Source organism: Nocardia lasii, assembly GCF_042658545.1.
In the GTDB taxonomy this organism is placed as follows: Bacteria; Actinomycetota; Actinomycetes; order Mycobacteriales; family Mycobacteriaceae; genus Nocardia; species Nocardia lasii.
Map to the genome: position 1 here is coordinate 226,317 of NZ_JBHSQN010000003.1, position 24,032 is coordinate 250,348.

Here is a 24,032-nt window from a genome sequence, read left to right on the forward strand (position 1 = left end):
ACGGGGACGAAATACCAGAAAGAGCTGTACCAGGAACACTCGAGGAGAGCTGGTTATGCATCATCTGAGTTTCATGCGTCGTGTCACCACCGCGGTCGCCGTTACCTCGGCCGCCGTCGCCATTGTTTTCGCGGGACCGGCCGCGGCCGAAGAGCCCACCCAGACCGTCGATGTGGCCTCGGCCATCTCGCAGCTGAAGGCTTCCCCGGCGGCGAACAATCCGGGCGCGCAGGCCGCCCTCGACCAGATCGCCGCCACGGGCGCGGTCGATGTCGCGCTGCCCGCGCAGCCGTTCCAGATCCCGGCCACCTCCGATATCGGCCAGAACGGCGGCGGTCCCGGCGTCTACGGCTCGGGCATCGCGCTGGGTATCGACGGTTTCCGCTTCGGTTTCTTCGGCGGACCGGGCACCATCGCGCCCAACCAGGGCGGCGCCAAGCTCGAGGTCATCTGGCTGAATCTGCAAACGGGCCAGAGCGGCACGGCCGTGCTGACCGAACACCAGGACATCCCGGTCGACACCACCATCCGCACCGCACCGCAGAACGTGGGCGGCGGACTGGTCGTGGCCGCGGTCTACGGCAACCTGTGGCACCGCTGGCCGGTGCCGGTCTCCGAGGCGCACCCCGACGGGTTCGCCTATCAGCTCGGCACCATCCAGCAGCCGTCCTTCGGCGCTGTCATGGGCTGATCTCGTCGCTCCCCCAGGTACCCCGGGCCCGAAAGGACCCGGGGTACCTGTGTTTTCCGGCAGCGCGAGGGCTCGACAGTGGCGTAGGTTGACCGGCGTGGATGTCGTCGACCGACTCGAAGAACTGGAAAAGCGGGTAGCCGCGCTCGAACAGGCGGGGTCGGCCGACCCGCACCTGCCGTGGGCGGTGGCGCGACTGCGGGAGGAGTTCGCCGAGGCCGGGCAGCGCACCGGCGGCGTGCTGCTGGCCGGGGCGCTGCAACTACCCACCGGCGAACGATTCGACTGGCAGGCCCAGTACCCCACCGATGCCATCGTCGGGGACGTGTGGACCATCGAAGCCGCGAATTGCCTTGCCGCCCTTGCCGATCCGGTGCGGTTGCGACTGTTGCAGGAGATCGTCTACGGGCGCCGCACCGCCGCGGATCTGGCCGCGCTCGCCGAACTGGGCACCTCGCCCGAGATCTATCAGCATCTGCGCCAACTGGCCGCGGTGGGCTGGTTGCAGACCGCGGGGCTGGGCCGTTTCGAGGTGCCGGAGAACCGGCTCGTGCCGCTGCTGGCGGTCCTGGCCGCCGCGCAACGCTGACGGACCCCCTGGGCATGTCCAAATTGCCCGGTTAGACTACTGTGACACAGAGCACATCGACGGCTAGGGTGAGCGTCGAGTGACCTACGCCCCGGAGGTAGTCGCGTGAAGGTGTCCCATCTGCTCGAAAGCGTGAAGGCGATCGGCGTGCTGCGCGCGCGGGGAGTCTCCAACCCGAAAACGCCGCTGGAAACCCTGCGCACGATCAAGGAATCCCGCGTCTACGGCCCGCAGGCCGCCCTGGTCCGGCATTCGGCCCGGGTCTTCCCCGATCAGGTGGCGCTGGCCGACGAACGCGGCGAGCTGACCTACCGCGAACTCGACGAGCAGTCCACCGCCGTGGCGCGCGGACTCGGCGAGGCGGGCATCGGCGAGGGCACGGTCATCGCGGTGCTCGCGCGCGACCATCGCGGCCTGATCATCTCGATGATCGCGGCGGGCAAACTCGGCGCGCGCATCGCCCTGATGAACACCGGCTTCGCCAAACCCCAGTTCGCCGAGGTGTGCGAGCGCGAGCAGGTGCGCGCGGTGCTGCACGACAGCGAGTTCCTCGGCCTGCTCGACGCGCTGCCCGCCGACCTGCCGCGCTACCTCACCTGGGTCGACGCGGGCACCGAGATCCCCGCCGACGCGGTCACTTTCGACGATCTCATCGCCGCCAACAGCACAGAAGACCTGCCCGCCCCGAGCAAGCCGGGCGGCTTCATCATCCTCACCTCCGGCACCACCGGCCTGCCCAAGGGCGCGCCGCGCACCAAGGTGACCCCGATGGCGACCGCGCAGTTCGTCGACCGGGTGCCCTTCCCCAAGCAGGGCACCACCATGATCGTCTCGCCGATCTTCCACAGCACCGGCCTCGGTACCTGGCTGGTGAACTCGATCCTGTCGAACAAGATCGTGATGCGGCGTCGATTCGACGCCGAGGCCACCCTCGCCGCGATCGACGAGCACAAGGTCGAGATGCTGGTCTGCGTGCCGACCATGCTGCACCGGATGACCGACCTGCCGCCGGAGGTCCGCGCGAAATACGACCTGTCCTCGCTGAAGGTCATCCTGTTCGCCGGTTCCGCGCTCACCCCAGAGCTGTCCGTGCGCGCCACCGAGGCGTTCGGGCCGGTGCTCTACAACCTCTACGGCTCCACCGAGGTCGCCATCGCGACCATCGCGACCCCGGCCGAACTCGCCGAGGCGCCCGGCACGGTCGGGCGCTCGCCGATCACCTGCGAGGTCCGCCTGTTCGACGATCAGGACCAGCCCGTCACCGAACCCGGCGCCAAAGGCCGCATCTTCGTGCGCAGCGGCGCGCCGTTCGAGGGCTACACCGACGGCAGGCACAAGCAGATCATCGACGGATACATGTCCAGCGGCGACATGGGCCACTTCACCGAGTCCGGGCTGCTCATGGTCGACGGGCGCGACGACGACATGGTCATCTGCGGCGGCGAGAACGTCTACCCGCAGGAGGTGGAGAACCTGCTCGTGGAGCGGCCCGACATCTCCGATGTGGCCGTGATCGGCATCGACGACCCCGAGTTCGGCAAGCGGTTGCGCGCGTTCGTGGTGCTCGAGGAAGGCCACCGCGTCGAGGCGAGCGAACTGCAGGCCCACGTCAAGGCCAACCTGGCCCGGTTCAAGGTCCCGCGCGAGGTGGTCTTCCTCGAGGAACTGCCGCGCAACGCCACCGGCAAGATTCTGCGCCGGGTGCTCGTGGACTATGAGCTCTCACAGTGATCGGCGATCACTGAGTCGAGCGCCACAGTCGGGCCGGATCGCTTGCTAGTGTTGGTTTCAGCACTGGATCTCGAAGAAGCGGTCCGGCCTCGCAGGCTGCGTGGGCTCGGTCTGCCCGGAAGGCTGTTCGATGTCTCTGTCTCTGCCCGCGCTCGGCGGTACCGCGCGCCGCGCCGGTGATCTCGCCCTCGGTGTCAAGGTCATGGTCGACCGCAAGCTGTTCAACCCGCTCCGCCTCGACCACGCCGCCCGCTCGTTCCGCAATGTGTCCAAGTTCGGTCCCTTCGCCGGGGTGGTCATGCACGCCGCCCAGAGCAGGCCCGACGCGGGCGCGATCGTCGACGAACTCGGCGAGCTCAGCTTCGGCGAACTCGATTCGCGCGCCAACGCTTTCGCCCGCGGTCTGCGCGCGAACGGCATCAGCGAGGGCGATGTGATCGCCATCCTGGCGCGCGATCACCGCGGCATGGTGTTGAGCCTGCTCGCCGCGGGCAAGCTCGGCGTGCGGGCGGTGCTGATGAACACCGGTTTCGCCAAGCCGCAGTTCGCCGACGTGGCCGCGCGCGAGAAGGTCCGCGCGGTGCTGCACGACAGCGAGTTCCTCGATCTGATGAGCGCCATCCCCGCCGACATCCCGCGCGTGCTCACCTGGGTCGACGAGGCGCACGGCGCCGACCCGTCGATCCCGACGGTGAGTTCGTTGTCGGCGGGTCGCTCGACCGCGCCGGTGAGCCCGCCCGCCAAGCCCGGCGGCATGATCATCCTGACCAGCGGCACCACCGGCACCCCCAAGGGCGCCCCGCGCGACAAGGTGAGCCCGTTCGTCTCGGCCCAGTTCATCGATCGGGTGCCGCTGCCCAACGACGGCACCATGATCATGGCGGCGCCGATCTTCCACGGCACCGGGCTGTCGCAGTTCACTCTCGGTCTGGCACTGGGCAATCGGGTGATCTTCCAGCAGCGCCGCTTCGACCCGGAGCAGACGCTGGCCAATGTGGTGAAATACCGGGCTGATTCGCTGGTCGTGGTGCCGACGATGTTGCAGCGCATCCTCGATCTGGACGAGCAGGTGCTGGCCGAGTATGACCCCTCGTCGATGAAGGTGATCTTCGCCGCCGGTTCGGCCATCGCCCCCGACGTGGTCACCCGCACCCTGGACTACTTCGGCGACTCCCTCTACAACCTCTACGGCTCCACCGAGTGCGCGGTCATGACCGTCGCGACACCGCAGGACCTGCGCAAGGCGCCCACCACCGCGGGCAAGCCGCCGGTCGGGATCAGGATCGTGCTGCTCGACGAGAACCGCAAGCCGATCACCGCACCGAACGTCACCGGCACGATCTTCGTCGACAACGGTTTCGCGTTCACCGGCTACACCGACGGTCGCACCAAGGAAATGGTCGACGGGATGATGTCCAGCGGCGACGTGGGCCACTTCGACGCCGACGGCCTGCTCTACATCGACGGCCGCGACGACGACATGATCGTCTCCGGCGGCGAGAACGTCTTCCCGCTCGAGGTGGAGAACCTGATCGCCGGCCGCGCGGACGTGTTCGAGGCCGCCGTGGTCGGCGTCGACGACCACGACTACGGCAAACGCCTGCGCGCGATCGTCGTCCCCGGCCCCGAGTCCACGCGCGACCCCCAGGAGATCAAGGACTACGTCCGCGAGAACCTGGCCCGCTACAAGGTCCCCCGCGAGGTCATCTTCGTCGACGAACTCCCCCGCAACGCCACCGGCAAACTCCTCCGCAAGCCCCTCATCGACATGCCCGCCGACTAGCCGCTGGACCGTTGATCACCACGCTGTGGTGGCGGATTGTCCGCGAATCCACGCCACTGGAGCGTGGTGATCGAGCGTTCGACTCGGGGTGATGCCTGAGCTGGGGTGGGTGGGAGCACTCGAGTAGGATTCGGGGCGTGATTGTCGGGTTCGAGCGGGGTTCCGCGCCGTCGCGTGCTGTGGGCGCGCGGGTGCGTGGTGCGTGCGCGGGCTCGATGTCGGGGGCGTTGTCGTTGGCCGCGCACGGGGTCGCGTCCGGGGGCGCGCTGCCGGGCAGTACGACGATCGTGTTGCTCGCTGCCGCGTCGGCGGTGGTCGGGGCGCTCGTGGCGGGGGTCGGGTTCCTGCGCCGCGGGGTGCTCTGGTTGGCGGCGGTGCTGGTGGGCGGGCAGCTGATCGGGCACACGACGATGAGCTGGTCGGGTCACGCCCACGCCTCCGACGACACCCTCGGTCTGGGCATGCTCACCGCGCACACCGTGGCCGCGCTGGTGGCCGCCGTGGTCATCGTCGGTACCGAGGCCGCCTATCGGATCGGCAGCGCGCTGCTGTCGCGACTGATCCCGCTGCGGTATCGACCCGCCCCCATTCCCGGCCCCGCGCCCCTGCGCCGGGCCCACCGCGATCGTGTCATCCTGCGCATCCTCGCGACGCGCTCGCTACGCACCCGCGCTCCGCCCATGGCGATCTCGTTCTGACCTTTCCCTCACCCGGTGCACCGACTCGCTCGGGCACTGTCCACGCTCACGCGTGCCTCGCTCACGACCGTCACGGTCCGCTGTCGCGCTGACTCGCCGCACCCTCCGGTGAACGGCGCTCGGTGTGCGTGCCGTGCTGAGTCGACTCGCGACCCGTCGGCCTGATGCCGTCCGCATCCCAACCCGGACGCCCCACGGCTCACGGCCAACAGCTCACGGGCTCGCGGTAGCGGCAACGAGCCAGGGCTAGCGGTCTTCGGGCTCACGGGCTCACGGGCTCACGGGCTCACGGGCTCACGGGCTCACGGGCTCACGGGCTCACGGGCTCACGGGCTCACGGGCTCACGGGCTCACGGGCTCACGGGCTCACGGACCAGCGGGCATGCCGAGTCGACGGTTGACAACGAGTCGACGCACCGGGATCCAGTACTCCAGAAACGACATCATCATGAGCATCACGGAAACCCGTGCGGCCGAGGACAGCCCTGTCTCGACGCCGCCCCCCGCCACCGGTTCGCGCCGGGGTCGACACCTGTACCCGCTGGCCATGCGCCTGCACTTCTACGCGGGGTTCTTCATCGCCCCGTTCATCCTGATCGCCGCGCTCACCGGCGCCCTGTACGCGATCGCGCCCACCATCGAGGGGTTCGTTTCGCGCGATCTGCTCGCGGTCGAGTCCAGCGGGCCCGCGCGGCCGCTGACCGACCAGGTGAACGCGGCCGTCGCGACCCGCCCGGATCTCACGCTGGTCGCCGTGGCGCCGGCCCCGAACGACGGGGACACCACGCGGGTGCTGTTCAACGACCCGAGTCTCGGCGACTCCGAGCGCCTGTCGGTGTTCGTCGACCCGCACACCGCCCAGCCCGTCGGCGAATCGGTCGTCTACGGCAGTGGCGGCGCGCTCCCGTTGCGGGCGTGGCTGAGCGAACTGCATCGCAGCCTGCATCTGGGTGAAACCGGCAGGCTCTACAGCGAATTGGCCGCCTCGTGGCTGTGGGTGGTCGCGCTGTTCGGGCTGGTGCTGTGGGTGCATCGGGTGCGCAAGCGTCGGGAGCGGCGCTCGGGGCAGTGGTTGCTGCGCCCGGATCTGTCGCAGCCGCGGCGGCGAAAGATGAACTGGCACGGCGCGATCGGCGTGTGGATCCTGCCGGTGGTGCTGTTGCTCTCGGCGACCGGCATGACCTGGTCGACCTACGCGGGCGAGAACATCACCACCCTGCGCGAGGAACTGAGCTGGACCACGCCCTCGGTGAGCGCGACCCTGCCCGGTGCCACCGGTCCCGCCGTGACCGCGGGCGGTGACCACCACAGCGCGGGCCACGTCGCCCCGACGCCGGAGGACCCGGCCGCCCGCATCGCCCAGCTCGATCGCGTGTACGAGGCGGCGCGCGCGGGCGGCATCACCCACGGCGCCGAGATCGCGATTCCGGCGACGGCGGGCACGGCGTTCACCGTCAAGGAGCTGCGCCTGCCCGGCACGTACTCGATCGACGCCGTCGCGGTGGACGGCGACACCGGCGCGGTCACCGACAGCCTGGCCTTCGCCGACTGGCCGCTGATGGCCAAGCTGACCAGCTGGGGCATCGCCTTCCACATGGGCCTGCTGTTCGGGGTGCCCAACCAGCTGCTGCTGCTCGCGATCATGCTCGGCCTGGTCGCGGTGATCGTGCTCGGCTACCGCATGTGGTGGCAGCGTCGCCCCACCCGCCGCGCCGCCCTGCCGGTCCCGCCGCGGCGCGGGGTGCTGCGCCGCACGTCGCGGTGGATCACCGTGCCGCTGGTGCTCGCGGCCCTGGTGGTCGGCTGGTTCGCGCCGCTGCTCGGGGTCAGCCTGCTCGGTTTCCTGATCATCGATGTGGCGCTGGGCCTGGCCGCTCGCGCGCCGAGACTGTAGCGCTCGGCCGATCCCCACACGGGCGCGTCCTCCGATCCGGTGACAGGATCGGAGGATGCTCTCCCGTCGACAACTTCTGCGCACCGGCGTGACCGGCTCGGTCGCGGCGCTGATCGGGGTGTCGGCGGTGAGCAGCGCCCGCTTCGCCGCGCCGCGACGGCTCGGCGAACCGTTCTCCCTCGGCGTCGCCTCCGGTGAGCCGACCCCCGACGGCGTGGTCCTGTGGACGCGCCTGGCCCCCGACCCGCTCGCCCCCGACGGCTACGGCGGCATGACCGTCGACCCGGTGACCGTGGAGTACGAGGTCGCGCAGGACGAACGATTCGCGACGGTGGTGGCCCGTGGTTCGGCGGTGGCCACCCGCACGCTCGGCCACAGCGTCCATCCCGAGGTGACCGGGCTGGCCCCGGATCGCTGGTACTTCTACCGTTTCCGGGCCGGATCGGCGATCTCCCCGGTCGGTCGCACCCGCACCGCTCCGCTGCCCGAAAGCCGCACCGAGCGACTGCGATTCGCGTTCGCGTCGTGCCAGTCGTGGAGTTCGGGCTACTACACCGCCTACGAACATCTCGGCGCCGAGGACCTGGACCTGGTGGTCCACCTGGGCGACTACATCTACGAATCGTCGTGGGTGCTCGGTCGACGCGGCGCGACCCAGCCGCCCCAACTCGCCGACGAAGCCGTGGACCTGGCCGGCTACCGCCTGCGCTACGCCCAGGCCAAAGGCGAAGTGCCACTACAGAACGCGCACGCGGCGTTCCCCTGGCTGGTCACCCTCGACGACCACGAACTCGACAACAACTGGGCCGGTGAGCACCCCGGTCTCGGCTTCGACGTGTACCGCCTGCCGCCCCTGTTCCGCCGCCGCAAAGCCGCCGCGCTGCAAGCCATGTACGAGCACCAGCCGATGCGCCTGGCCCAACTCCCGACGGGCCCATCGGCGCTGCTGCACCGCCGCTACCGCTTCGGCGACCTGGCCGAGTTCACCATGATCGACACCAGGCAGTACCGCGACGCCCAAGCCTGCGGCGACGGCTCGGCGGTCACCGACTGCGCCGACCGGTTCGCCACCGATCGCACCATTCTCGGTGCCGCCCAACGGGACTGGCTCGTCGACGGTTTCGCGAACTCCACCGCCCGCTGGCAGGTGCTCGGCAACCAGGTCGCCATGGCCCGCTCCGACTACGACCCCGGACCGGGCGAACTGCTCGGCACCGACGCCTGGGACGGTTACGTCGCCGATCGCAACACCGTGCTCGGCGCCGCCGCCGACCACGCGGTCGAGAACCTGGTGGTGATCACCGGCGACCGCCACGAGAACTACGTGGCCGACCTGCGCCGCGACTTCAGCGACCTCCGATCCCCGGTCGTGGCAACCGAATTCACCGGCACCTCGATCAGCACCGGCGGCGACGGCGCCGACCTCACCGACGCCGGTCGGATGTTGCTCGCGGCCAACCCGGATATCCACTTCTACAACCGGCAGCGCGGGTACGTGCGCGTCGACCTGGATCACCGCCGGTGGCGCAACGATTTTCGCGTCGTCCCCTACGTGAGCCGGCCGGGCGCGCCGATCAGCACGCGGGCGAGCTTCGTCGTCGAGGACGGGGTGCCCGGCGCGACCGAGGCGTAGCACCCGATCCCGGCAATGCGCTCAACGCATCGACAGCGGGGCGGAACTCGTGTCATGATCGAGTGAGTTGTCAAAGGTTTTGAGCGTCGGCACCCGCCGGCTGGGGATAGTGCTCGGACAACAACACTCGGTGCTCTCGGCCGATACTTCGAGTGATTCACCGGCCAGTTCTCGATCGGTGTCGGTCGCGCGGCAAGATCGAGGGGGCCTGATGAGCAAGAGCGTGCTGCGCCATCCGTACCTGCGGTGGTCTCCGGTCGCGCTCGGAGCCCTCGCCGCGCTGGTCGTGCCGCTGGTGGGCGGGCGTGCGGGTCTGTTCCCGCTGCTGCTGGTGATCGCGGCCGGTTCGCTGGCGATGATCGGCGCGGGGGTGCGGCGCCACCGACCCGCGCATCGCGCGCCCTGGTACTTGCTGGCCGCCTCGATCGCGCTGTGCGCCCTCGGCGCCGGGATCAGGGAACTGCACCTGCACACGAGCTGGCACCCGATCGACGACCTGTGCACCCTGGCCGCCTATGTGTGTCTGGGCCTGGCCGCGGTGGGCTGGTTGCAACCGCACCGCCTCGGCGACGCCCGTGACCTGTGGTTGGACTCCACCCTGATCGGCGTCAGCGCGCTGCTGGCCTCGTGGACCTTCCTGATCTCCCCGATCCTGGCCCATACCACCGGTTTCGACGCCGCGCTGGCGGTGACCTACCCGGTGATCCACGCCGCGCTGGCCACCGTGCTCGCCCACACCCTGGCCACGGTGGTGCGCACCCAGACCTCCCTTCGCCTGTTGCAGGCGGCGCTGATCGCGGTGCTCGTCGGCGGGGTGCTCGGCAGTCTCGACGCGGCGGGCGTGCTCCCGCTGCGACCCGAATTCGGCCTGGTGGCCCTGCAATGGGCGTATCTGCTGGCCGGGGTCGCGGCCCTGCACCCGACGATGGGCGCGCTGCGCGACCACGGCGACGTGCACCCGCATCGATCCCGCCAGCGCGCCGGGATGATCGCGGTGGCCCTGGTCGCGGCCTCGCTGGTCAGCGTCGTCGGCACCGATCGGGGCGTGGGCGACCGGGTGGTGATCTGCGCGCTGCTCACCCTGTTGCTGATCGGGGTGCTGGTCCGCAGCGAACGCGCCATCGCCCGCAGTCTGCGCAGCGAACGCCGCGCCCGCTACCAGGCCGATCACGACCTGCTCACCGGCCTGTTCAACCGGGCCGCCCTGTTGCACGCGCCGCAGCGCTATCGCGACCGCTGGGCCGGAAAACCGCTGTGCCTGCTGTTCATCGACCTCGACGGGTTCAAGATGGTCAACGACAGTTACGGCCACGCCGTCGGCGACGAACTCATCGCCGACGCCGCCGCCCGCATCCGCCGCACCACCGACACCACCGACCTCACCGCCCGCTACGGCGGCGACGAATTCGTCATCCTCACCGCCCGCACCCGTGTCGAAGCCGAGACCCTGGCCGAACACCTGCTTGGCACCTTCATCCGCCCCTTCGACCTGAGCTGTGGCGAAATCCCCATCACCGCCAGCATCGGCGTCGCCTGCCTCACCGGCACCCCCGACGACAAGAGCATCTACAACCTGCTCCGCGACGCCGACGCGGCGATGTACCACGCCAAGGAGTACCGCCTCGGTCTGACGTTCCACGAGGACCTGAAGAGCTTGGCGGCCACGCCGAGTATCGCTCCGTCTTCGGGACCGTGGCGAATAGCTCAGTGAGTTCGTCGTTCGAGGTCGAACCACCCGAACCCCCGCCTTTCTCGACCTCCTCGCCGTCCCGACCGGCGAGTGAGAACGGCGCCGGGAATTTAGGATGGCGCGTGCGCGCCGGTGGGTGCGCTCGAGATCGATGAGGAGCCGGTTGTGTCGGACACGTTTGTCGTTGCCGCCCGAATTCCCCTGGGGCGCGACGCATTCGAGCGGTGGTTGGTGACGCCGACGCCGGGAACGGCGGTCATCGAGAATCCCGACGCGATGTACGCGGGGTGGTTCTGGGACGGGAAGTCACCGGATTGGCGCCGAGCCGAGGAAGGGGTGACGCCTCGGGAGTACTTCGCCGACTGCTTCGGGGAGGACACCGGCGGACTGACCTACGTTCTGCGGTATCGGGACGGCGCGCTCGAGGCGTACCTGATGCACTTCGGGTTCTGTGAATCGAACATCTACACCGCGCTGGTGATGCTGGCGGCGGCCGGGCGAGCGAGTTCGGAGGCGGCGCCGAGCACGGTGTTGTTCTGGGCGGAGACGAGCGGGTCGATGTTCGCGGCGGATTCGGACGGGTGGTTGGCGACCCTGCTGGTGGGAGTCGACGGGGCGCGGTTCGTCGCCGAGACCGACCTCACCGCGACGATCGCGGGCCTGCGGGCGGCCGAGGCGAGCTACTTCGACCTGCTCGTCCGGCTGGCCGGGGCGCAGGAATCGACCGGGTCGGGGTTCGCCACGATCGCGCGCGATCCACGGTATGTGGATCCGGTGGTTCTCGTCGAGAGCTGAGTCGCCGCCGGTCAGCGGGTCAGGGCGGCGCAGTTGCCGTGGAAGGGGACGCCGTCGAAACGCTCCTGGAGGAAGGCTTGCGCGGCGGGCACGAACAGGACCGAGGCGGCGAGGTGGTCCGCACCCGGAATCTCCTCCTGGCGCACCGCGATTCCGCGTCGGCAGTAGTCCACGGCCAGCTCGCGCTGATCGGCGGAGAGCATGACCGTGTCGCCGCGACCGTCGGAATTGCCGCCGAAGAACAGCAGCGGGCCCGTGGGGTCGCCGGTGACGCCCATGCGTTCCTGGTCGAGGATCTCGGCCAGCACGGGCACCGATCGCCAGTTCTGGTACTCCGGTCGCAACATCTGCTCGATGCGCAGGCCGGAGAACTGGTGCGAATCGATCAGATCCAGGATGCAGCGATCCGAGACCCGCGCGAACAGTTCCCTACCGTAATCGGACAGATAGGGCGACAGGTCGATGCCATAGCCTCGAGCCATGCCCTGGAGGACGAACGGCAGCAGGATCGGCCAGTCCGGTTTGCCGTTGATGTAGTCGATGGTGTTGGCGAGATCGGGCGCGAAACCACCGACGGCGGTGCCGATGATGGTCAGTTCCGGCGCGTAGGTCGGGGCCAGCTCGGCGGCGAACTCGGTGGGGATCGACCCGCCGGAGAAGCCTGCCATGCCGACCGGAGTCGATGACGGCGCGTCCAGCACCGTCTCCGCCGCGCGGATGCTGTCCAAGGTGGCGTAACCGGCCAACCGGCCGGGCCCGTAGGCCAGCTCGGGACCTTCGTAATCGCTGGTCACCACGGTGAATCCGGCCGCGACCAAGCTCGCGATTGCCAGTGTGTCCTGCGGCACGCCCCGATCCCCACCGCGCAGGGTGTAGGACGGGTTGCAGCGCGCACCGAGTCCGTCATAGGCGGTCTGATACGACACCAGTCGCGGTTGACCCGTGGCACCGGGCGGACGGATCACCGTCGTCACGGTCGCCAAAGGCTCACCGCGCTGGCCGGTGGTCCGGTACAGCACCTGCGTCGCCTCGATCGGCAACGGCGTGCCGGTAGGGGCGAGGCCGACGGTTCGGGTGCGCAACACGGTGCCCGGAGCGACCCCGTCCAGCGACCCGTCCGCTCGATAGAACGGGTCGTCCTGCGGTGGCACCAGCGCGGTTTCAGCGTGCGCGACCGGCCCCGCGACGACGGAGACGATCGGCAGCACCACCAGCGCCGCCAGTACCGCGGCCAACCGCGACCACCGCGTGCCGTGCGAGACCACTCTCACCGTGACCATCCTCCGTTCATGCCGCTGAGCAGCGCGTTGCGCGTATCGACCGAGCAGAGCCTACCCACCGCCGGCCGATTTCGACCGACTGGCGGCTCCCCCTCGCCTCGGTGTCATGGCTGGTGAGAGCCGGTGCCGACTAATCCCCCAACTCGTCCAACAGCTTTCGGGTCTCTTCCAGCTCGGCTAAATGCTGCAACGACGGCACCAACACGATTCCGCTCCTGGCGGCTTCGCGCACCGCAATCAGGTGCCGCGGCGCGGGCGACGGATACTCGCACATCCGTCATAGTCATACTCGGATCGGCCGATGACTGACATGGCGGAGTCGCTTCGGAGCTGGTGCTCGAACATGTTGCCGGAGAACAGGTCACCGTTGACGAAGGACACCGCCACGAACGTCCGGCGACGACCCGAGCCCTTTTGACGCTCCCCGATACGAACGGTAGGGTCCACCGCGAGTCTTCGACTACCTGGGGATCAATAGGTGCCGAACGGAATCGACGTGTACGACATAGAACAGGCAGACAGAAGACTGGCCGCCATCCGTGGCTCTGCACGAGCACAGGACGGATGCATGGGCATCGAGACCGATGTCGGCGGTCGGATAACCGATCTGTGGTTCGCGGATTGGGCGATGGAACAGCACGGTCAACAGTTGGCCGAAATTATTATCGATAGACACCGGGCGGCGCTTGATAGTGCACACGCTGTGGCAACTCGCGAGTTCGGTGGCGCCGAAAATGAGTGAATTCAATGTGGAGCCCGCCAAGATGCGCGACTTGGCCCGAAATGTTCGCTCGAATGCGAGTACATTGTCGACAAAACAACCTGTTGCGAAGACCAGCCGCGACGCGGCTCGGCAAGGAATGTTGAATTCAAACCTCGCGGTCAAAGTTGAAGAATCGCTCCGAGCAATGGATTCTGTCGTCAGATACCACGTAGCTCGTTTGAACGAACATGCCGACACAATCGACAATGCTGCCACTACGTATGAGCAAAGCGATACATCCTGGGCCAAAGACCTGAGTAAACAGGGGGAATGATGGAAGAACTCACTGTTTCTACCGTCCTGGGCTGGGATCTCAGGTATCTGAGCCAATGCGTCACGATCATGATCGAGACCGCGAAATCTATTGAGACCGAGTCCGGCGCGGCCGGGTCCAAGATCGAGCAATCCGAGTCGTACTTTTCCAGCGCCGCCGGAACAGCGTCGCGCAATCGTGGCGCCGTGGACAAGACCGATGCGCTGACCACTTCGGATGTGTTCGAGGGCCTGGCGGCCAGCCTGAAACTGTACGTAGGCGAGCTCGAGTCGAATATCAAAACGATCCGTGAACAGAAAGCGGAAGCGGAAGACTCGGTATGGGATCTATTCGTTACCGAAGATGGCCATGTGAAGTCGCGCACATCCAACTGGGAAACTTTCATCGAATACAACCCCTTTGGGAGTGCTGCGGTGAGCACCAAGGAATTTTGGATAACACGCTACGATAATCTGATATCTGCGGCGCTTACCTGGGTCCAGCGCGTTGACCAAGAGGGCGCCGAGCTGTACATCAAGAATATGGAGAACCTGGCGGACCGGGTCAAGACCGGTGTGACGGCTATGCCGGCCGACCCCGAGCTCGCCAAGATTCTCTTGGATTATCAGACCGATGTCTCAGCAGGAACACCACGGCTCTGGCCAGTCGGAGTGGTCGCCGACGCACTGAAGGAGCGCGGCATCGATATTTCCCCGTCGCTCCTGACTACAGAGGAGATTGCAGCCATGGAAGAGCTGTACCGAACTCGAGGAGTCGATGCGGTAGCGGAGGCTCTGACACTGCCCGATATCGCTGCGGGTGCTGCTTCGGAGTATTCCCCGACCACGATTGCCGATGGCCAGGCGGACGCATATCGGCACATGTATTGGAATGCGCTGATGTCGCAAAAATTCGGTGAAGATTGGGCCGAGACGTACGCCACGGCGCATGAGAAGACCGGCGGAAACATTCCACAACGCGAAGCTATGGATCTTTGGAACAACGAGCTCGGCCGGAAGATCGGTGCCGAGAATCCGAATGCTACGCCTGAACAACTGCAAGAACTTGTCCGGCAAGAGATCGAAAGCGGACAGGCTGTTGTCATCACGGCGAAAGACCACAATGGCAATGCTCTTCCGGCGAACGAGGTTCAGCTTTCGTGGAGTAGGTCGACCGATCAGAACCTGACTGGCTCACCCGCCGGAGTCGGAGTACCCCTTCCTGGCGGGAAATAGATATGTTGAGAATAGCAAGAAGGATTTCGATAGTCACTGGCACGGCTACCGCCCTTTCGGCGTGCCTCGTTGTAGGATGCGGGTCGAGCGACGAGAACGTCACATCGAGCTGTTCCTCGACCTTTGATTTCAAGGTATCAACGGAACCACTGGGCAGCGGAAAAGGACTGAGGCCGGCAGCCAAGGCCGCAGCTTCGGTAGATGCTCCGGTGACAATGCGTGACGTCACCCGGGGAGCCGGACTGAAAGACGATTGGGATCATATGATCGTTGTTCTTCCTGGAACCAAAGAAGCTGCCCTGAATTCCGACGCCGGGGTATCCGGTGTTTGCTGGGAGAACCTGCCGGGTCCGTACAAAGACGACACGTCGCATACCGCATATTATCTCTTTGTTCGCGATGGATCGCCTGTTCAGGCCGTTCAATGGCTGTTTCCGACAGACCGCGAGTTCGACTTTGTATCGTCACGAACAAGACTCGTGCTGCCTGACACTGAGCTTACTCCGGTGCGAACGCCTGGCGTTGACCCCTACTTGCGCCCGGCCGCAGAATAGAGCCCAGTCTCCGTGATCGTGGCGGTCAGTCCCTTCTGAGGTGCGACGGTATGTAAGTAAAGGTCTCATCCTCTTCGTACGGGACCGACGCCGCATGTCCCGAGGTTGTCGAATTCGAGGCCCCGACCGATCGCGGAATAGCTTCGAAAACAGCGACAGCCTTTGCCTCGACATCGTTCATCGCTGCCCGATGCCGATCGACAACAAGAGAGGCGAGGAGGTGTGGTCCGTTGTCCATCGCATAGTCAGCGAGATAGAGGCTGGTGATCCGTCCCGAAGCATCGGTTTCCAGCGCCACACTGCGATCCGCCGACTGGGCGGAACCGCGGAGCTGTGACAGCTGCTCGCCTACCCGGTCGAACTCATCTTGCTGCGCGGCCATCACTTCTCCATCATCCCGCTCATTCGAGAATCCTATTCCCCCAACTCGTCCAACAGCTTTCGGGCCGCTTCCAGTTCGGCTTGCAGCTGGGCGACCTTGGCCTGCTGGGTTTCCCGAGCCGCCTCGAGGATTCCGGCCACGACCTCGGCGACCTCCGGGTGCAGGATCTTCGCGACCTGGCCGACCGCGGCGCTGCTCACGGCCAGGCCCTTGACGCTGCGCTTCTTGCCGTTGACCACATCGACGGTCCACTCACCGTCGGCGGTGCCGGTGAGGGTGACGGTGACCTCGGGCGCCTTCGCCTTGCGGGCGGCGGGAGCCTTGGCGGGACGCGGCTTGGCCGTCTCCTCGGGGGTGAGCGACCTCGGGGCGGACGGGGTGGCGCTCGGGAGGGTGGACGGCTGGGTCACAGGGGTTTCCTTTCGGGGACTCGGAGCAGGAACGTCGGCCGGGACTCGGCCGGACTCGGTCGGTGCGGGATCGGTCGGCGCCGACGGGCTGGTTGTCGCGGGCGGGCTGGTCGAGCGGGAAGCAGCGACCGGGCGGGGCGCGGCGGGAACGCGGGCGGGCTTGGTCAAGGTGACCTCGCTCGGCCCGAACGAGAGCACATCCTTGGACCCGGTCGGGCGCACCTGGAGGAAATCACCGGCCGAGGGATCGTCGAGCGCGATCACCTTGCCCGACTTCCCCTCGGCGACACCGACGGCGGCGGCGGTGAACCACACCATCGGCGGTCGGCCCTGCGCGAGCTCGTCCGCGATGCGCGCGAGTTCGGCGTCGGACAGTACCGGCGGTGCGGATCGGCGGGAGGCGGATTTGGTGCTCGGCGAGGACATCGTGGACTCCGGGGGTTTGGTGCGCTTCATCGTGGTGTGTGCACCGATGATGCCGTAAGGCACCGACAAGTTCTCCCCCGGCCGAACACCCGAGGGCGAGAACTCAGCCGCGCGTGGCGTTCCCGTGCGTGCTGGGCCGAATGTTCTCGCGCACCGCGGCCACATCGCGATACCCGTTCACCGCCATCAACAGGTCCGCCTCGGCGGCGTAACCGCGCAGCAGATGCACGAGCCCGCGCACCCCGCCCAACGCCAGCGCGTACACGTACGGCCGCCCGAGCCCGACCATCGACGCGCCCAGACCCAGCGCCTTCACCACATCGGCGCCCGAACGCACCCCGGAGTCGAACAGCACCGGCACCCGATCGTCACAGGCGGCCACCACCGCGGGCAGCGTCTCGAGCGCGCTCAGGCCGCCATTGGCTTGGCGCCCACCATGATTGGAGCAGTAGATGCCGTCGGCACCGAAGTCGATCGCCTTGCGCGCGTCCTCGGGATGGGAGATGCCCTTGAGGATCAGCGGCAGGTCGGTGAGCGAGCGCAACCAGGTCAGGTCGTCCCAGGTGAGCGAGTTACCGAAGGTCGAGATCCAGTGCAGGACAATCATCTTCGGATCATCTGAGCCCACCATCCGCTGGAAGACCGGGTCGCTGGTGTAGTTCTTCAGCACGTGCCCGCGCAACTGCGGGAAGTTGCCCGACGCCAGATCGCGCGGCCGCCAGCCGGGCACCCAGGTGTCGAGGGTGACCGTGATGCCCGCGTAGCCCGCCGCCTCGGCGCGACGCACCAGACTCTCGGCGAGTTCGCGGTTCTTCGGCGTGTAGAGCTGGAAGAACGAGGGGGTGTCGCCGGCGTGCGGGCGCACCTCCTCGAGCGGGTCCTCCATCAGCGTGGAGTACATCGCCGGCACACCGGTCTGCGCCGAGGCCCGCGCGACCGCGATATCGCCGTGGCCCTGCTCGCCGACCAGACCGATCACGCCCACCGGCGCCAGGAACAGCGGGGAGGCGAAGGTATGGCCGAACGCGGTGACGGTGAGGTCGCGTTCGGTGGCGCCGACCAGCATCCGCGGCACCAGCCCCCAATCGGCGAACGCCTCGGCGTTGCGCCGCTGGGTGAGCTCGTCGCCCGCGCCGCCCGCGATGTAGTTCAGCAGCGAATCCGGCAGCGCGGCAGTGGCTTTGCGTTCCAGCGTCGCGAAATCCATCGGGAATTCGGGTTGGATCCCACCGAGCGCGGCCAGGTAGATCTCGTTCTGATAGTCGGCGAACTGACTCATCGCTGCACTTTCGCACACCGACCGGGGCTCATGAGCCGCAAGGTGGATGTAAGGTGCGTCATACTCGACATTACGAGATTGTGAGTACCCCTGCCGTGACCGTCGTCGACCCCTCGGATGCCTCCGCCGATCCGGACGCCCTACTCGCCGACCGCTTTCATTGCGCTGCCACGCGTCGCCTGACCAGGCTCGCGCTCGGCCTGTCCCAGGACTCGATGGACCTGCTGACCTCGGTCACCGATCGACTCCGCGCGGCCGAGGGCGCCCTGCGCGACCCGCTCACCGCCGACCTCGGCTTCGACTGATCCGCTGATCCCTATCCGCGCCGCACGGTCAGCGCCGCCAGATCGACCAGGCGATGCGCGCGGGCGATCTCGGCGGGCGTGAACGGCTCGTCAGGTCGCACGAAACCCCAGCACCGGCCGTCGAGATCGAGTTCGAGCAGGGTGCCCTCGTCGGGTTCGACGGCCTGCGGGGCACCGGGCGCGAGATAGCGCGCACCGAGCAGTTCGGCCACCGCGAGCGGTAGTTCGTCCGGGTCGCCGACGATGCGCGCGGCGATCGCGAGCGCCTTGGTCTGCCCGTCGATCAGCGACAGCACGGTCGCGGGCCACACCCCCACCTGCGTACCGCCCGCGTGCACGGCGGCGGCGGTCAGCGCCTGGGTGGTGACCTCGTCGGGGGCGTCGACGACGAGTTCGTCGAGGACCGCGCCCTCGAGTTGGTGCACGTGCACGGTGAGGATGTTGGCCCCGCGGTGGGCCAGATGTTTGGCCAGGGTCTCGAGCGCGCCGGGACGGTCGGTCAGACGCACCCGGATCCGCCACAGGGCGGGGGCCTTGTCGATGCGGTCGCGGTGGCGCAGTTCCGGGCTGTGCAGCCAGCCGCCGAGCATGCGCATCGCCGACGGTTCGACCACCCAGATCACCAGGATCGTGGTGGTGATCGTCAGCAGGGCCACCGTCACCAGGTAGGGCGGGTGCCACCGGATCACCAGCGCGTGCAGCGCCAGCTCCACCGGGAACACCGCCGCCAGTTTGGCGAGGGTGAGCCGGGTCCGTCCCGGGTGCGGAAGTCTGCCGCACACCTCGCAGGCCAGGGCCGTGACACAGGGTCGCACCGCGAATCGCCACATGGGGGCCAGCGTGTGCGGCGTTCGTGTCGATCATCGAAGAGGCCGGTAACAGCGACGTGAAAGGCGCCGCGAAAGTTGTTGACCTGCAAGGACTTCCCCGGTGATACCGAACACGCCGCGCGCGCCGCTGTGACCGGCGACACTGCTGTCGACGATACTTCACGGAAACAATTGTGACTCGGCTCACCACAAGTCATTGACAAACCCACACAAGTGGGCATAAAACAACAAGAGTAAAGATTCACCGGAGCCCGGAGGAACCCATGTACGCCGAGGAACGGCAGCAGGCGATCGCGGCGCTGATCGGGCATCGCGGGCGCGTGTCGGTCACCGAACTCGCCGACCAGTACGGGGTCACCACCGAGACCGTGCGCCGCGATCTGGCGGTGCTCGACCGGGCCGGGGTCATCCGCCGGGTGCACGGCGGCGCGGTCGGGTCCGGCGCGCTCACCACCTTCGAACCGGGCACCGTCGAGCGCGAGCAGACCCGCGCCGCGGAGAAGGACCGGATCGCCGAACTCGCGCAGCGGTACCTGCCCCGCTCCGGGGGCAGCGTGCTGTTCGACGCGGGGACCACGACCGTGCGGGTGGCCGCGGCGATGCCGCTGGACGTCGACCTGGTCGCGGTCACCAACTCGCTACCGGTGGCCACCCGACTCACCGGGTTCGCCGGGGTGCGCGTCCACCTGCTCGGCGGGCGGGTGCGCGGGGTCACCCACGCGGCCGTCGGCGCCGAAACCGTACGGCTGCTCGGCGATCTGCGCGTCGACGTGGCCTTTCTCGGGACCAACGCGCTCACCGTGCGCCACGGCCTCTCCACCCCCGACCCGGAGGAGGCGGCCGTGAAACGCGCGATGCTCGCCGCCGCCGATCGGGTCGTGGTGGTGGCCGACGCGAGCAAGGTCGGGCGCGAGGACTTCGTGCGATTCGGCGACGCCGCCGAGATCGACGTCCTGGTCACCGATACCGACATCCCGGCCGCCGCGCACGCGGAACTGGTCGCCGAAGGAATCGAGGTGGTGCTCGCATGATCGTCACACTGACCGCGAACCCGAGCGTGGACCGCACGGTCACCCTCACCGAGCCGTTGCGGCGCGGGCAGGTGCATCGCGCGTCGAACGTGACGTCGCACCCCGGCGGCAAGGGGGTCAATGTCGCGCGCGTCGTCTCCGCCGGGGGACGATCGGTGCTGGCCGTGCTGCCCGGCGCCGAGGACGACCCGGTGGTGCACGGCTTGCGCACGGCGGGAATCGCCTTCCGCACGGTGCCGGTCGCGGGCGGGCCACGGGTGAATCTCACCATCGCCGAAACCGACGGCACCACCACGAAGATCAACGAACCCGGGCATCCGCTGCACGCCCGCGACCTGGCCGAACTCACCGCGCTGCTGGTCGAATTGGCGGCGGGGGCACGCTGGATCGTGCTGTCGGGGTCGCTGCCGCCGGGGGTGCCGGTGGACTGGTACGCGCAGTTGGTCGCCACGCTGTCCACGCTCGGTGGCACCCGGGTCGCGGTGGACACCTCCGACGCGCCACTGCTGGCCCTGTTCGCCGACTCCGTGGGCGCGCTCCCGGACCTGGTCAAGCCGAACTCCGAGGAACTGGCCCAGCTCACCGGGCTCGAACCCGTCGACCTCGACAACCCCACGGCGGCAGCCGAAGCCGCGTCGACGCTGATCGACCGAGGTGTCGGCGCGGTGCTGGCGACCCTCGGCGCGGCGGGAGCGGTGCTGGTCACCGCCGAGGAATCCTGGTTCGCCGCGGCCCCGCCGATCGTGCCGCGCAGCACCGTCGGCGCGGGTGACTCGGCCCTGGCCGGGTACCTGCTCGCCGACCTCGCGGGCGCCTCCCCCGCCGACCGCCTACGCAACGCCGTCGCCTACGGCAGCGCCGCCACCGCCCTGCCCGGCACCGAACTGCCCGGCCCGGCCGATCTTCTCCTCGAGGCCGTGACGGCCCGTCGGCTCACCGTGTCCCGCCGGTCCACGACATGAACGCCGCTCGCGCGGTCATCACGCCACGGGCGCGACTGCCCGCCGACGCGGGGTCCGGTTCGACCGACTCCCGAAGCGGGCACGCCACGGGATCCGATCGCGGTCACCCGGCCCGAGACGGTGGCATTTTCGTGCGACAACGGGCGCGCGAGGCCGAAATACGCGCTCGCCGCGGCATCAGTGCACGTTTTTGCTACGCCGACGCCCCCCGACCCCACTGATCCAGTTACCCCTGCTCCACCCCCACTCCGGAAAGACACGACGATGGCCGATTCGATCATCACCCCCGACCTGATCGCACTGGACGCCGATCTCGGCACCGACAAAAGTGCCGTGATCACCGCCCTGGCGAACAAGCTCGCCGCCGCGGGCCGCGCGACCGACGCCGCCGCGGTGGCCGAGGCCGCCCTGACCAGGGAGTCGCAATCGGCGACCGGTCTGCCCGGCGGGATCGCGATCCCGCACTGCCGATCGGCCGCCGTCAGCACCGCCTCGCTCGGCTTCGCCCGACTCGCACCCAAGGTGGACTTCGGCGCCCCCGATGGGCCCGCCGACCTGGTCTTCCTGATCGCGGCACCCGAGGGCGCCGGTGCTGAACACATGAAACTGCTGTCGTCGCTGGCTCGCGCGCTGGTCCGGCCCGCCTTCGTAGCTGATCTGCGGGCGGCTGCTACGCCCGAGGATGTGGTGGCCCTGGTCGATGGGGTCATCAATCCCCCACCTGCTGCGACCGCGTCCACCGCCACGGCAGGGAGCACCGGATCGAGCGCTGGTGCCGGAACAGGTACCGCCACTGATGCGGCACCGAGCGGCGGTGGCGACGCCGGTGCAGGGGCGGGCTCCGGTGCCGCGGCCGGCGCGGCCTCGGGAGCTGCCGCTGGTGCTGCTGCGGTTGGCGCCGCAGGTTCGGGCGCCGCAGGTTCGGGCGCCGCAGGTTCGGGCGCTGCCGGTTCAGGTGGCGCCGATTCAGGTGGCGCCCGTTCAGGTGACGCCAACGCCGACGCTTCAGGTTCCGCCGGCGGTTCGACCCCCGCCGAGAACGCCCCGGCCGGCGCGGACCTCGCGAAGAAGTCCGGCCCCACGAAGAAGATCGTCGCCGTCACCGCCTGTCCCACCGGCATCGCGCACACCTATATGGCCGCCGATTCCCTGGTAGCCGCGGGCGAACGCGCCGATGTCGAGGTGATCGTCGAGACCCAGGGCTCGAGCGGTGGCAGCGCACTCGACCCCGCCACCATCGCCGCCGCCGACGCCGTCATTTTCGCCACCGATGTGGGGGTGAAGGATCGGGGCCGGTTCGCGGGTAAGCCGGTGATCGAGTCCGGCGTCAAACGGGCCATCAACGAACCCGACAAGATGGTCACCGAAGCCGTTGCGGCCAGCGACAATCCGAAGGCCGCCACGGTCGGCGGCGCCACGCCCGCACCGTCGCAGAACGCGGCCAAGGGCATCGGGTGGGGAACGCGCCTGCGGCAGATCCTGCTGACCGGTGTCAGCTACATGATCCCGTTCGTCGCGGCGGGCGGTCTGTTGATCGCGTTGAGCTTCCTGATCGGCGGCTACGAGATCTCCGACAGCGCCGCGGCGATCGTGCTCGACAATTCGATCACCGACCTGCCCGACGGCGGCCTCAGCGCCTACATCGGCGCGGTGCTGTACCAGATCGGCAAGCTGGCGTTCAGTTTCCTCGTTCCGGCACTGGCCGGATACATCGCCTTCGCGATCGCCGACCGGCCGGGCCTGGCGCCGGGCTTCACGGCGGGCGCCATCGCGATCTTCGTCGGCGCGGGCTTCCTCGGCGGTCTCGTCGGTGGTCTGGTGGCCGGTTTCGCGGCCCTCTACGTCGGCAGGATCCCCGTGCCCACGTGGGCGCGCGGGTTGATGCCGGTGGTGGTGATCCCACTGTTCGCCTCAGCGATCGTCGGCCTCCTCATGTTCGTGCTGCTCGGCAAGCCCCTGGCCGCCGTCAGCAAGGGTCTCACCGACTGGCTCAGCGGTCTGTCGGGCAGCTCAGCGGTCGTGCTCGGCCTCATCCTGGGCGTCATGATGTGCTTCGATCTCGGTGGCCCGGTCAACAAGGCCGCCTACACTTTCGCCGCCGCCGGGCTGTCGTTGACCGACCCCGCCACCCTGCGGATCATGGCCGCGGTAATGGCGGCGGGCATGGTGCCGCCGCTGGCGATGGCCCTGTCGACCCTGGTGCGCCCGCGCCTCTACACCGAGGCCGAGCAGGAGAACGGCAAGGCCGCCTGGTTGCTGGGCGCCTCGTTCATCACCGAGGGCGCGATCCCGTTCGCCGCGGCCGACCCACTGCGGGTGCTGCCGTCGATGATGATCGGCGGCGCGGTGACCGGCGGTCTGGTGATGGCCACCCAGGTCACCCTCAGCGCCCCGCACGGCGGTCTGTTCGTGTTGTTCGCGATCGGCCATATCGGCTGGTTCCTGGTGGCCCTGACGGCGGGCACGGTCGTGGCGGCCCTGTGCGTGACCGTCGCCAAGGAGCTCGGCCGCAAGAAGTCCCCCTCCCCCGTCCTCACCGTTGCGTAACCCATCCACACAAGGAGATATCCCATGGCCAGTACCACCGTCACCGTCGGTTCCTCGGTCGGTCTGCACGCGCGCCCGGCGGCGCTGATCGCCGAGGCGGTCGCCGCGGCGGGCGTGCCCGTCACCATCGCCGTGGCGGGCGGCGACCCGGTCGACGCGGGCTCGGCCCTGATGATCATGACGCTGGGCGCCGGTCAGGGCGCCGAGGTCGTGCTCAGCAGCGACGACCAGCCGACCCTGGACAAGATCGCCGAGCTCGTCGCGAGCGACC

The 24,032-nt window shown here is 68.4% G+C and carries 22 protein-coding genes; 17 read left to right on the forward strand and 5 right to left on the reverse strand.

Annotated elements, in window-relative coordinates; all coding sequences use genetic code 11:
• Positions 1–55: 55 nt before the first annotated feature.
• The 9 genes from ACFP3H_RS08925 to ACFP3H_RS08965 all read left to right on the forward strand — a co-directional run bounded on the left by ACFP3H_RS08925 (position 56) and on the right by ACFP3H_RS08965 (position 11,504).
• Positions 56–691 carry a hypothetical protein gene (locus tag ACFP3H_RS08925; RefSeq protein WP_378602311.1) on the forward strand — a complete coding sequence of 212 codons (636 nt, stop codon included), beginning with the start codon at positions 56–58 and terminating at the stop codon, positions 689–691.
• A gap of 97 nt (positions 692–788) precedes the next feature.
• Positions 789–1,280: a helix-turn-helix domain-containing protein gene (locus tag ACFP3H_RS08930; RefSeq protein WP_378602314.1), complete on the forward strand. Its 492-nt coding sequence runs from the start codon at positions 789–791 to the stop codon at positions 1,278–1,280.
• Between the two features lie 105 nt (positions 1,281–1,385).
• Positions 1,386–3,011, forward strand: a complete 1,626-nt coding sequence (locus ACFP3H_RS08935) for an acyl-CoA synthetase (RefSeq protein WP_378602317.1) — start codon at positions 1,386–1,388, stop codon at positions 3,009–3,011.
• A 130-nt stretch (positions 3,012–3,141) separates the two neighbouring features.
• Positions 3,142–4,794 (forward strand): acyl-CoA synthetase, encoded by a 1,653-nt coding sequence (locus tag ACFP3H_RS08940; RefSeq protein WP_378602320.1) that lies wholly within the window; start codon positions 3,142–3,144, stop codon positions 4,792–4,794.
• A 137-nt stretch (positions 4,795–4,931) separates the two neighbouring features.
• Entirely contained in the window at positions 4,932–5,492 is a 561-nt protein-coding gene (locus ACFP3H_RS08945; protein ID WP_378602323.1) for a hypothetical protein, read from the forward strand.
• Positions 5,493–5,940: 448 nt separating this feature from the next.
• On the forward strand, positions 5,941–7,386 hold the full coding sequence (locus ACFP3H_RS08950) for a PepSY-associated TM helix domain-containing protein (RefSeq protein ID WP_378602326.1): 1,446 nt from the start codon (positions 5,941–5,943) through the stop codon (positions 7,384–7,386).
• A gap of 55 nt (positions 7,387–7,441) precedes the next feature.
• Positions 7,442–9,019, forward strand: coding sequence for an alkaline phosphatase D family protein (locus ACFP3H_RS08955; RefSeq protein ID WP_378602329.1), 1,578 nt, complete (start codon positions 7,442–7,444; stop codon positions 9,017–9,019).
• 211 nt (positions 9,020–9,230) lie between these two features.
• The gene (locus ACFP3H_RS08960) at positions 9,231–10,730 is read left to right on the forward strand and encodes a diguanylate cyclase (protein WP_378602332.1); all 1,500 of its coding nucleotides are present in this window, start codon (positions 9,231–9,233) and stop codon (positions 10,728–10,730) included.
• 144 nt (positions 10,731–10,874) lie between these two features.
• Positions 10,875–11,504 (forward strand): hypothetical protein, encoded by a 630-nt coding sequence (locus ACFP3H_RS08965; RefSeq protein WP_378602335.1) that lies wholly within the window; start codon positions 10,875–10,877, stop codon positions 11,502–11,504.
• An 11-nt stretch (positions 11,505–11,515) separates the two neighbouring features.
• On the opposite strand, the gene ACFP3H_RS08970 is transcribed toward ACFP3H_RS08965, so the two are convergent.
• On the reverse strand, positions 11,516–12,775 hold the full coding sequence (locus ACFP3H_RS08970; RefSeq protein WP_378602338.1) for a lipase family protein: 1,260 nt from the start codon (positions 12,773–12,775) through the stop codon (positions 11,516–11,518).
• 487 nt (positions 12,776–13,262) lie between these two features.
• On the opposite strand from ACFP3H_RS08970, the gene ACFP3H_RS08975 reads away from it, so the two are divergent.
• The 3 genes from ACFP3H_RS08975 to ACFP3H_RS08985 are packed head-to-tail and all read left to right on the forward strand — an operon-like array spanning position 13,263 to position 15,035.
• Positions 13,263–13,526, forward strand: coding sequence for a hypothetical protein (locus ACFP3H_RS08975; RefSeq protein ID WP_378602341.1), 264 nt, complete (start codon positions 13,263–13,265; stop codon positions 13,524–13,526).
• Entirely contained in the window at positions 13,519–13,821 is a 303-nt protein-coding gene (locus tag ACFP3H_RS08980) for a type VII secretion target (protein WP_378602344.1), read from the forward strand. Before ACFP3H_RS08975 ends, ACFP3H_RS08980 begins: the two co-directional genes overlap by 8 nt.
• Positions 13,818–15,035 (forward strand): DUF6973 domain-containing protein, encoded by a 1,218-nt coding sequence (locus tag ACFP3H_RS08985; RefSeq protein ID WP_378602347.1) that lies wholly within the window; start codon positions 13,818–13,820, stop codon positions 15,033–15,035. Before ACFP3H_RS08980 ends, ACFP3H_RS08985 begins: the two co-directional genes overlap by 4 nt.
• 579 nt (positions 15,036–15,614) lie before the next feature.
• Here the strand turns inward: ACFP3H_RS08985 and ACFP3H_RS08990 are convergent.
• The 3 genes from ACFP3H_RS08990 to ACFP3H_RS09000 form a co-directional block, all read right to left on the reverse strand.
• Positions 15,615–15,971, reverse strand: a complete 357-nt coding sequence (locus ACFP3H_RS08990) for a YbaB/EbfC family nucleoid-associated protein (protein WP_378602350.1) — start codon at positions 15,969–15,971, stop codon at positions 15,615–15,617.
• Positions 15,972–16,003: 32 nt separating this feature from the next.
• Positions 16,004–16,837 carry a DUF6319 family protein gene (locus tag ACFP3H_RS08995; RefSeq protein WP_378602353.1) on the reverse strand — a complete coding sequence of 278 codons (834 nt, stop codon included), beginning with the start codon at positions 16,835–16,837 and terminating at the stop codon, positions 16,004–16,006.
• Between the two features lie 73 nt (positions 16,838–16,910).
• Positions 16,911–18,086 carry an alpha-hydroxy-acid oxidizing protein gene (locus ACFP3H_RS09000; RefSeq protein WP_378602356.1) on the reverse strand — a complete coding sequence of 392 codons (1,176 nt, stop codon included), beginning with the start codon at positions 18,084–18,086 and terminating at the stop codon, positions 16,911–16,913.
• 80 nt (positions 18,087–18,166) lie between these two features.
• Here ACFP3H_RS09000 and ACFP3H_RS09005 point away from each other — a divergent pair, with 80 nt between their 5' ends.
• Positions 18,167–18,391 carry a hypothetical protein gene (locus tag ACFP3H_RS09005; RefSeq protein WP_378602359.1) on the forward strand — a complete coding sequence of 75 codons (225 nt, stop codon included), beginning with the start codon at positions 18,167–18,169 and terminating at the stop codon, positions 18,389–18,391.
• Between the two features lie 11 nt (positions 18,392–18,402).
• Here the strand turns inward: ACFP3H_RS09005 and ACFP3H_RS09010 are convergent, their stop codons facing one another.
• Positions 18,403–19,221, reverse strand: coding sequence for an amino acid-binding protein (locus tag ACFP3H_RS09010; RefSeq protein ID WP_378602362.1), 819 nt, complete (start codon positions 19,219–19,221; stop codon positions 18,403–18,405).
• Between the two features lie 263 nt (positions 19,222–19,484).
• On the opposite strand from ACFP3H_RS09010, the gene ACFP3H_RS09015 reads away from it, so the two are divergent.
• The 4 genes from ACFP3H_RS09015 to ACFP3H_RS09030 form a co-directional block, all read left to right on the forward strand.
• Positions 19,485–20,252 (forward strand): DeoR/GlpR family DNA-binding transcription regulator, encoded by a 768-nt coding sequence (locus ACFP3H_RS09015; RefSeq protein WP_378602365.1) that lies wholly within the window; start codon positions 19,485–19,487, stop codon positions 20,250–20,252.
• Positions 20,249–21,214 carry a 1-phosphofructokinase family hexose kinase gene (locus ACFP3H_RS09020; RefSeq protein ID WP_378602368.1) on the forward strand — a complete coding sequence of 322 codons (966 nt, stop codon included), beginning with the start codon at positions 20,249–20,251 and terminating at the stop codon, positions 21,212–21,214. Before ACFP3H_RS09015 ends, ACFP3H_RS09020 begins: the two co-directional genes overlap by 4 nt.
• Before the next feature lie 264 nt (positions 21,215–21,478).
• Positions 21,479–23,761, forward strand: coding sequence for a PTS fructose transporter subunit IIABC (locus tag ACFP3H_RS09025; protein WP_378602371.1), 2,283 nt, complete (start codon positions 21,479–21,481; stop codon positions 23,759–23,761).
• A gap of 24 nt (positions 23,762–23,785) precedes the next feature.
• The coding region (locus tag ACFP3H_RS09030) for an HPr family phosphocarrier protein (RefSeq protein ID WP_378602374.1) at positions 23,786–24,032 on the forward strand (247 nt) is incomplete at its 3' end.

What these genes read in the sequence shown, in the direction of transcription:
- ACFP3H_RS08925 (WP_378602311.1), top strand. Translation starts at nt 56, where the DNA reads ATGCATCATCTGAGTTTCATGCGTCGTGTCACCACCGCGGTCGCCGTT.
- ACFP3H_RS08940 (WP_378602320.1), top strand. Translation starts at nt 3,142, where the DNA reads ATGTCTCTGTCTCTGCCCGCGCTCGGCGGTACCGCGCGCCGCGCCGGT.
- ACFP3H_RS08950 (WP_378602326.1), top strand. Translation starts at nt 5,941, where the DNA reads ATGAGCATCACGGAAACCCGTGCGGCCGAGGACAGCCCTGTCTCGACG.
- ACFP3H_RS08955 (WP_378602329.1), top strand. Translation starts at nt 7,442, where the DNA reads ATGCTCTCCCGTCGACAACTTCTGCGCACCGGCGTGACCGGCTCGGTC.
- ACFP3H_RS08960 (WP_378602332.1), top strand. Translation starts at nt 9,231, where the DNA reads ATGAGCAAGAGCGTGCTGCGCCATCCGTACCTGCGGTGGTCTCCGGTC.
- ACFP3H_RS08980 (WP_378602344.1), top strand. Translation starts at nt 13,519, where the DNA reads ATGAGTGAATTCAATGTGGAGCCCGCCAAGATGCGCGACTTGGCCCGA.
- ACFP3H_RS08985 (WP_378602347.1), top strand. Translation starts at nt 13,818, where the DNA reads ATGATGGAAGAACTCACTGTTTCTACCGTCCTGGGCTGGGATCTCAGG.
- ACFP3H_RS08990 (WP_378602350.1), bottom strand. Translation starts at nt 15,971, where the DNA reads ATGGCCGCGCAGCAAGATGAGTTCGACCGGGTAGGCGAGCAGCTGTCA.
- ACFP3H_RS08995 (WP_378602353.1), bottom strand. Translation starts at nt 16,837, where the DNA reads ATGAAGCGCACCAAACCCCCGGAGTCCACGATGTCCTCGCCGAGCACC.
- ACFP3H_RS09000 (WP_378602356.1), bottom strand. Translation starts at nt 18,086, where the DNA reads ATGAGTCAGTTCGCCGACTATCAGAACGAGATCTACCTGGCCGCGCTC.
- ACFP3H_RS09010 (WP_378602362.1), bottom strand. Translation starts at nt 19,221, where the DNA reads ATGTGGCGATTCGCGGTGCGACCCTGTGTCACGGCCCTGGCCTGCGAG.
- ACFP3H_RS09015 (WP_378602365.1), top strand. Translation starts at nt 19,485, where the DNA reads ATGTACGCCGAGGAACGGCAGCAGGCGATCGCGGCGCTGATCGGGCAT.
- ACFP3H_RS09020 (WP_378602368.1), top strand. Translation starts at nt 20,249, where the DNA reads ATGATCGTCACACTGACCGCGAACCCGAGCGTGGACCGCACGGTCACC.
- ACFP3H_RS09025 (WP_378602371.1), top strand. Translation starts at nt 21,479, where the DNA reads ATGGCCGATTCGATCATCACCCCCGACCTGATCGCACTGGACGCCGAT.